At 69.5% G+C, this 2,697-nt stretch carries 3 protein-coding genes; 2 read left to right on the forward strand and 1 reads right to left on the reverse strand.

What is annotated here, in order from left to right:
* A partial coding sequence (locus AC08OU_RS24300) for a FadR/GntR family transcriptional regulator (protein ID WP_476605911.1) occupies positions 1–678 on the forward strand: 678 nt, incomplete at its 5' end.
* A gap of 154 nt (positions 679–832) precedes the next feature.
* Here the strand turns inward: AC08OU_RS24300 and AC08OU_RS24305 are convergent.
* Positions 833–1,303 (reverse strand): response regulator transcription factor, encoded by a 471-nt coding sequence (locus AC08OU_RS24305; protein ID WP_462188140.1) that lies wholly within the window; start codon positions 1,301–1,303, stop codon positions 833–835.
* A 673-nt stretch (positions 1,304–1,976) separates the two neighbouring features.
* Between AC08OU_RS24305 and AC08OU_RS24310 the strand changes: the two genes are divergently transcribed.
* Positions 1,977–2,654 (forward strand): SDR family oxidoreductase, encoded by a 678-nt coding sequence (locus tag AC08OU_RS24310; protein WP_476601624.1) that lies wholly within the window; start codon positions 1,977–1,979, stop codon positions 2,652–2,654.
* The last annotated feature ends 43 nt before the right edge of the window (positions 2,655–2,697 follow it).

Below are 2,697 nucleotides of genomic sequence, written 5' to 3' on the forward strand. Positions count from 1 at the left end.
GAACGGGTGGCCGCGGTGAACACGGCGACGGCGGTCGCTCATGTTCTGCGGGAGGAGATTCTCAGCCGGCAGGACGGCGACCTGTACCTCGGCCAGGAGAACGAGCTGCTGGCCCGGCTCGGCGTCAGCCGGCCGTCGCTGCGTCAGGTGGTGCGGCTGTTGCAGGCCGAGGGGATCCTCACCGTCCGCCGGGGTCATCACGGCGGTCTGTACGGGCAGCGGCCGGACGCGGCCGGGGTCGCCCACATGGCGTCGGTCTTCCTGCGCACCCGTCGGGCCTCGTTCGCCGACCTCAGCGCGACCCACGCCCTCATCACCACCGAATGCGCCCGGCTCGCCGCGCTCAATCCGGATCCGGCCGAGCGGGGTCGGCTGCTGACCTTCGTCGACAGCGCCGTCGGCGGTGCCGTCAACGCCGCCGTTGACGGCACCGCCGGTGGGGATGCCCGCGACCATGCCCGGACCCGGGCGCAGTGGGGCGTGCTGCTCGCCGAGATCGCCCGCAGCCCCACCCTTCAGCTCTTCGAGGACGTGCTCGGCTCGCTGTCGCAGTACCCGGCCTCGCGGCCGTTCCTGCCCGACCCCGCCAGCGTCGCCCTGGCCTGGGAGCAGTGCCGGTGGATCGCCGAGGCGGTGGGGGGACGGCGATGCCGACACCGCCGCCGCACTGTGCCGTGAGCACGGGGACGCGATGGCCCGCTACCTCCGCGACCAGCCGGAGGATCTCCTCGGCTGGTGAGCCGTCCGGGGCCGGGTCCATGCCGCCGCCTGGTCACGGTCCGCGCGTCGTCTCGCTGGGGGGCTACGGCGCCGCCTCGGTCCAGCGGGCCGCTCAGTCCAGCAGGCCGCTCTGCCGGGCGGCGTGCACGGCTGCCGTACGGTTACGGACCCCCATCTTGCGCATGATGCTGCGCATGTAGGTTTTCACGGTCTCGGCGCGGATCGTGAGGTGCTCCGCCGCCTCGACGTTGGAGCAGCCAGTGGCCACGAGGGTCAGCACCTCCATCTCCCGCAGGGTGAGGCGGAAGGGCGGCGGCTTCGGCGGGCCGGGCGTGACGACCGGTTCGTTGCGCAGCAGGGAGTAGATGTGCAGGATCTGCCGCCGGAGATGGGGGGCCGTCATCTGGGCGCTCAGCTCCAGCAACTCGATCTGGGCCAGGCGGACCCGCTCCCGCTGCGTGCGAGAGTCGGGCGGCTGTCCATCGGCGACGAATGGTCCCGGTGCGCGGTCAAAGCCGGCAGGGGTCATCGTCCGGTGCAGGCGCACCTGCATCGGGATCGAATCCGATGCCACTGGGCCCATTATGCTCCTCTCCCTATCCACGTCGATAACCCAGCTACCTCCGGATGGGCGCCCCCGGACAACCAGGCGCGTACCGGTGTATTCATGAAGGGGCGGTCGGTCCCGGGATCAGCCGTACACCACCTTTGTGTGATGCCTTCCATGATCCGGTCGCGGGTGAAGTGGGCACACTGCCACGTCGGCTCCGCTCCAGGCTGGCCGTCCGTCTTCGTCGGATGCCCGCTGCCGGCTACATCGAAAAGGTTATGGAGTCGAAATGCAATAACTTGCGCGTTTCGAACCCTCCACAGGCCTGTGACCTGTGATGATGCTCTCGATCACGTATTTGTTACTTCATTACGTCCCCTATCTCCTTGCTCCGGCCGGTCGTCAATGGTGTCGCTCCCATGCCAAGAACATACTGCTCCCCCCGGCCGGAAGGCCCGAGGGTAGTCTTGAATGCTACCCCGAAAGGGGCTCCTTCGGGGGCGTCATGCCACGTCGCCGCACCAAAGTACCCCTCGGTTTGAGGGGGCGCGAAGGAAATTCCTGGAGGCAGGCGGGAACCCGCACGTCAGCGGGTTGACGGCGGGCAGCGTAAACGGCCTCGGGGGTTATCCGATGAGCCCGCCGGGTTAATAGGTGGGACGACGGCGGATGATGTGGGCGGATGCACGGGAATCCGCGCGGGTGGATGGTAGGAATAGGCCGGACTGGCCGTGGCGGCCGCGGCCACACCCGGTCGGAACCACCCGGTCGGAGTTACCCGCTCGGAGCCACACCCGGTTGGAACCACCCGGCCCGAGTTAGCCGGTCGGAGCCACAGCCGGTCGGAGCCACCCGGCCCGAGCTCGCCGGCCCGCTCTTCTTCCCCACCGAGCCGCGTCCGCTGACCGGCTTGTCGATCCCCCTGGTCCTGGGGCACGAGTTAGGCGGCACCGTGGTCGACAGGGGCGATGGTGTCGGTTCGGTCGTCGTGGGCGACCGGGCCACGGGCGAACCGATCTACCGCTGCGGGCAGTGCCCGCCGTGCCGGGCCGGCCGGTACAACGTCTGCCGCCAGATCGGCTTCCACGGGCTGATGGCCGACGGCGGCATGGCGGCATGGCGGAGTTCACTATCGGAGTTCACTATCGGCCGGGCGATCGCGTTGCGCCTCGCGGCGGACGGCGCGGACATCGCCGAAAAGCTCGGCGGCCACCTGGGCCTCGGCAAGGGGCAGGCGCTCGAGCAGTACGCCGCCGGGATCCCGCTCGGCCGCGGGCAGATACCCGAGGAGGTGACCGCCTTCGTGTCCTATATGGCCGGTCCGGACTCCGCTTACATGACCGGGCAGTCGGTGGTGATCGACGGTGGTCTCGTGATGCGCTGAAAGGCGGGTTTCCGCTCGAGCCGGCGGGTCAGGAGTGGGGATC

The organism is Frankia sp. CcMO1 (genome assembly GCF_977945845.1).

Bases quoted from the DNA above. Each gene is read 5' to 3' on its own strand.
- AC08OU_RS24305 (WP_462188140.1), bottom strand. From the start codon at position 1,303: ATGGGCCCAGTGGCATCGGATTCGATCCCGATGCAGGTGCGCCTGCAC.
- AC08OU_RS24310 (WP_476601624.1), top strand. From the start codon at position 1,977: ATGGTAGGAATAGGCCGGACTGGCCGTGGCGGCCGCGGCCACACCCGG.